Here is a 5,129-nt window from a genome sequence, read left to right on the forward strand (position 1 = left end):
AGGCGGCTTTGCAGCATGCCGTTGCGCCCGGCGGCGTTGATCTGCTCGCGATAGACACTGTCCCAGGCGGCCAGCTGGTTCTCCAGGAAAATCCGCTGGTTGTCGGTGAGTTCACCGGCGAAGGGGCCGTCCACGCCTTCATGAAAGGCTTGCAGGGCCTTGAACGCCTCCATCATGTCCACCCCCAGGGCGTCGGCATGGAAACCCGTGTTGAGCAGGGTGGAGTCGTCGACCTTGGCCTGGGCGACGAAGCGGTCGTTGCGGAAGTAGTCGGTGACGTTGGTGGCGGGGATGGTCAGGTCGCTGAGGGTGGTGGCCGAGAACGGCGCGGTGTCCACCTGACCGCCGGCGAAGAGGTACTTGCCCCCGTAACGGGCGTTCAGCCCCTCCACAGCATTCCGGAAGGCGCCCTGCAGATCCTGCATCAGGGTGTCGACCCGGCCGCTGGCGATGGCCTCTGCGATGGCCTGGCGGGCGGTGGAGGCCGCATCGGCCACCTGGTTGATGGCGAAGTCCTGGGTGATCAGCTTGTCGCTCACCAGCCGGTTCTGGTCGCTGAAAGTGGTCAGCCGCGACTCCACCGCCCGCATGGCGGTGAGCATCTCGGCGTTGCGGGCATAGTCCTTGAGGTCGGCGCCGTTCTTCTGGCTCGCCACCTTGGTGCCGGCGTCGAGCTGCCGCTGCTGGGCGGCGATGAGGTTGGCCAGCACCGCGCTGTAGTTTCCGCTGGTTGAGACTCGGCTCGTCATGGCTGGGATCCTCAGACGATATTGGTCAGGACGTCGAACAGCTCCTTGGCCGCCTGGATCATGCGGGCTGAAGCGTTGAAGGCCTGTTGATAGGTGGTCAGGCGGACGAGCTCCTCATCGAGGTTGACGCCCTCCACCGACTGGCGGCGATTGACGGCCTCGGTCTTCACCGCCTGGGCGCTGGCCTTGCGGGTGTCGGCGGCCGCCGATTCCCGTCCGATGGAGCCGCCGAACTCCGCCGCATAGCGCGAGAGGGTCATGTTCACATCGCCCAGGGTTCCAGCCGCGGCGAAGCGGGAGACCCGCTCCCCGGCCGTGGCCAGCCCCAGGGCGCCGCGGCCGTCGCCGGGCGTCAGGACCGGCTGGCCGACCGCCACCGACAGGTCGAGCTTGGCCAGTCCCACCTTCATGGGATCGGAACTGAAGGCTTGCGACACCGACAGGCGGCTCGCGCGGCTGCCCCGCTCCACTGCGCCCAGACCGAAGAGGGAGCTGATGGAAGGCCCGCCCGCCCCCCGGGAGGTGTTGTCCTGGATCACCGAGACGCTGGCATAGGCCGGCGCGGTCCCCTTGAAGGTCAGGGATCCGTTGGCGTCGAGGGTATAGGCGCCATAGAGGCCCACACCTGTGGTGGGGTTGTTCAGGGCCGCCAGCAGGTCAGCCATGGTGGCGCCGGCCGGAACCACCACCGGCACGTCGCGGATCGGCTTCCCGTCGCCTTGGGCCAGCCGAAGGGTGATCTGCTGGCCCGGCGTGTAGCCGTGAGGATCGGTCGCCGACAGACCCGTGTCATAATTGGTGAAGCCCGCCGAGCGGATGATGTCGTTCAGGCCGAAGAAGTGCGAAAAGGCGCGGCCGGCCTTCTGCGAGGTTCCCTCGTCGATGGCCACGCCGCCAGCGGCCGCTGAGATGCTGAGCGCGCCATTGGCGAAGCTGGCCGTACCGTCCGCGCCAAGGGCCGCGTTCAAGGAGGCCAGGAAGGTGGCCGGGGTGAAGGCTGCGGCCGGGCCGCCGTTGACGCTCATGGTCCCGGCGGTGAAGTCGATGTCCACCCGCCGGGTCAGCTGGCCGGCATTGTCCACAATGGCCACGGTGGTGGCGCCTGAGAATCCGCTGACGGCCGTGGGCAGGTCGAGGCCCGTATCGCGGCCGCTCAGGCTGGCCTGCGCCGGGAAGGTAGTCGCGGCGTTGTGGGCGGCGTTGATAGCGTCAGAGGCCCGGGTCAGGAACTCGCCCAGCTGGTCCGACAGCCCGGGCAGCTTGTCGTCGCGCAAATCCAGCAGGCCGCGCAGCTCGCCCCCTGTGACGGTGATCGGCTTGGCGACGCCCGACCCCACCGCGGTCTGGGCGGTGATATAGCCCTTGGAACTGTCGGTCCGCTCATAGGCCAGACGCGCGGCGCCGTCGCCGGCCAGCATCACGCCCTCGGTGGAACGGATGATCAGGCCGCCTTCCTTGCGGGCCACCACCTGCACGTTCATCAGGCCGGTCAGCTCGTCCACCAGCTGGCTCTGGATGTTCTCCGAGCCGGAGGAGTCGGCCGAGACCATCTTGGCGCGGCTGATGTCGGTGTTCAGCTTGTTGATCTGCTCGAGCAGATCGTTGATCCGGTCGATATTGGCCGAGATCTTGGTGTCCACGGTCCGCCCGAGATCGTTGAGCGAACTGTTAATCCGGGCGCCTTCATTGAGGAAGTCCTCCACCGAGCCCAGGGCCTGGCTCCGCAGCAAGCTGGACGACGGGTCGTTCGCCGTGGCGGCGAAGGCGCTCCAGATTTCGTCCAGGCGGCTGAAGAAGAAGCTGTCGCCCGACGGGTCGCCGAACAGGCTCTGGGCGTTGTCGAGATATTGCGAAACCACCTGCCAGCGGCCGGCCTCGGAACCGGCGGTCAGGGTGGCCATCTGCAGGTACTGGTCGGTCACCCGCTTGACGCCGGAAACCTCGACCCCCATGCCGCGGCCGCCGACCACCAGCTGGGACTGGTCCACCGTCTTGCGGACATAGCCGGGCGTGTTGACGTTGGCGATGTTGTCGGACACCGCCCCCATGCCCACCTGGGCGGCCACCAGACCGGAATTCGCCGTCCTCAGGATCCCTGTCAGCGACATGGGCCTTCACCTTCCACCCGGCAATCCTCGCTGTGCGGGCTCGGCGGTTTCTGCCGGGCGACCATGGAACGCGCACGCGTAGGGCCGGAAATTCCTCAGCCTTTTCAATACCGACCCATTCAGGGCCTGAAGCGGACCGACCCCCCGTCGCAAGTCCGGCGCCAGGATCGCCGCGGCGATCCGGTAACCCTTTGGAAAGGCGGCAGACTCGACCCGCCGACCGCGTCGAACTCGGCAGTTTCGGCCGCCAAGCCCGAGGGCCGCACCCGCCATCCCGAGGCTTTTCTCCTTTCATTACAACCAGATAATCGATGCTGCGCGAGCTGGCGCGAAGGTTGCTGGGATGGCGCGAATCTCCGGGCGCAGCAGGCGCCAGACCCTCCCAGCTGCTGGCCTGCCGCACGAAATGTCGTTTTCGGTCCTGCCCATCGCCGTCATAGCGCCGCCCTTCGGCGCCCCCTCGCCCGGAAGCGACGCCGAGGCGGGGTTCGACGCCCTGCTGGCGGCCTTCACCGGAGAGGCCGCCGCGCCGCAGGGCGAGCCGCCGAAGACCCCCGCCGCAGACGGCGGCCAGGCCAAGGCGAACCCGCCGGAGGCCCTGCTGGTCGTACCGGACGAGGCCGAGCCGCCGAGCCCCGAAGGTCCCGGCGAAGATCCGACGGCCGGGATGGCGGCTGCGGCGGCGCTTGTGGCCGAGGCCATCGTCCCTCCCGCACCCCTGTCGGCGCCGGTTGGCGCGACCGCGTCTCCGCCTGAGGCCGTGTCGACGGGCGTAGTCGTTGTGCCGACCGCTTATCCTCGCCCGCCGGGGCCTGTGACGCAGACTCCCGCCGAGCTCGGGGCCAGGCTCGCGGCGACGGATGAGGCCGGCTCGACCGCAGAATCTGAGCCGCCCGTCGCCGCCCCGGTCGAGACCTCGCCCGCGGGCGCTGAGACGGAGACAGAGGCCAAGACGCCGCAGCCGGTCGAGAGCGCCCGCGCCGCTGCAAGCCTGCAGACTCCGGCGGCGAGATCGAGGCCGCTCCGGCCGGTGCAGCCCCCGAACCTGTCGAGATCGAGGCGGCCGAACCGACCCCGGCGGCGGCGGTCTCCGGCGGCGCCCGCGCCGACGAGGCCGCGCGTCCTGGCGTCGAGCGACCCCAGGCGACCTCGGCCACCCTCGCCGACCTGGCCGCCCAGGTCGCCCGCAAGCTGCAGGCGCGCAGCAGCCACTTCGAGATCCAGCTGCAGCCCGAGGGGCTGGGTCGGGTCGATGTTCGCGTGGACATCGACGCCCAGGGCCGTCTGACCGCGGCCCTGTCCTTCGACAACCCCCAGGCCGCCAGCGATCTTCGCCAGCGCGCAGGGGAGTTGCAGAGAACCCTTGAACAGGCCGGCTTTGACCTGTCGGGCGGCCTGTCCTTTCAGTCGCCCGACGATCGCCGCGGCGCCTTTGCTGAAGATCGGCGCGACCAGCAGGGCGGGTCGGCGCGGGCCTTCGCCTCAGCCCTGGACATGGCCGAGAGCGCCGACGCCCCCGTCGCCGTCCGCGCCTATGGGCGACGCCCGTCCGATCAGGGCGTGGACGTCAGGATCTAGGAAAGACCCATGGTTTCATCCGTCAACAACACGTCGCAATCGGGCATCGACACCGGGACCCAGCGCCTGGCCGAGAGCTTCGACACCTTCCTGGTCCTGCTCACCACGCAGATGAAGAACCAGGATCCCCTGTCGCCCATGGACTCCAACCAGTTCACGCAACAGATCGTGCAGATGACCGGGGTGGAGCAGCAGCTGCTCACCAATCAGCTGCTCAAGCAGCTGGTCTCGGCCTCCGGCGACGGCGTGGCCGACGCGGTCAGCCTGATCGGCAAGCAGGTGCGCGCCGCAACCTCGGAAGCCACCCTGTCCGGCGGCCAGGCCGACTGGGTCTTCCGCCTGGACCGCGCCGCCCAGGACGTGAAGGTCGAGGTGCTGGATAAGAATGGCTCCATCGTCCACGTCAAAGCCCTGAACAATCTGGCCGGGGGCGAACACGCCTTCAGCTGGAACGGCAAGAACGTGCTGGGGGCCCAGCTGGCCGACGGCGGCCAGTACACCCTGCGCGTCACCGCCACCGACAGCAGCGGCGCCAGGGTGGGCCATGTCACCTATATCGACGGCGTCGTGCGCGCGGTGGAGCAGGTGGACGGCGAAACCTATGTGACCGTCGGCGGATCTCGCGCGCTCTGGCAGACCATCAGCAGCATCGGCCTGCCGCCGGCCAACGCCCCCGCCACCCCCCCCACCCAAC

The 5,129-nt window shown here is 68.9% G+C and carries 4 protein-coding genes; 2 read left to right on the forward strand and 2 right to left on the reverse strand.

Annotation, left to right across the window (positions count from 1 at the left end; all coding sequences use genetic code 11):
• Together V7D28_RS13755 and flgK are read right to left on the reverse strand one after the other, a co-directional pair.
• A partial coding sequence (locus V7D28_RS13755) for a flagellin N-terminal helical domain-containing protein (protein ID WP_333587953.1) occupies window positions 1-749 on the reverse strand: 749 nt, incomplete at its 3' end.
• A gap of 11 nt (window positions 750-760) precedes the next feature.
• On the reverse strand, window positions 761-2,857 hold the full coding sequence (gene flgK, locus V7D28_RS13760; RefSeq protein ID WP_333587954.1) for a flagellar hook-associated protein FlgK: 2,097 nt from the start codon (window positions 2,855-2,857) through the stop codon (window positions 761-763).
• A 1,167-nt stretch (window positions 2,858-4,024) separates the two neighbouring features.
• On the opposite strand from flgK, the gene V7D28_RS13765 reads away from it, so the two are divergent.
• Window positions 4,025-4,435, forward strand: a complete 411-nt coding sequence (locus V7D28_RS13765; protein ID WP_333587956.1) for a flagellar hook-length control protein FliK — start codon at window positions 4,025-4,027, stop codon at window positions 4,433-4,435.
• Between the two features lie 9 nt (window positions 4,436-4,444).
• Window positions 4,445-5,129: flagellar hook assembly protein FlgD (locus V7D28_RS13770; RefSeq protein WP_333587955.1), on the forward strand; the 685-nt coding region annotated here is incomplete at its 3' end.

This window comes from Phenylobacterium sp. (assembly GCF_036723115.1).
Taxonomy (GTDB): Bacteria; Pseudomonadota; Alphaproteobacteria; order Caulobacterales; family Caulobacteraceae; genus Phenylobacterium.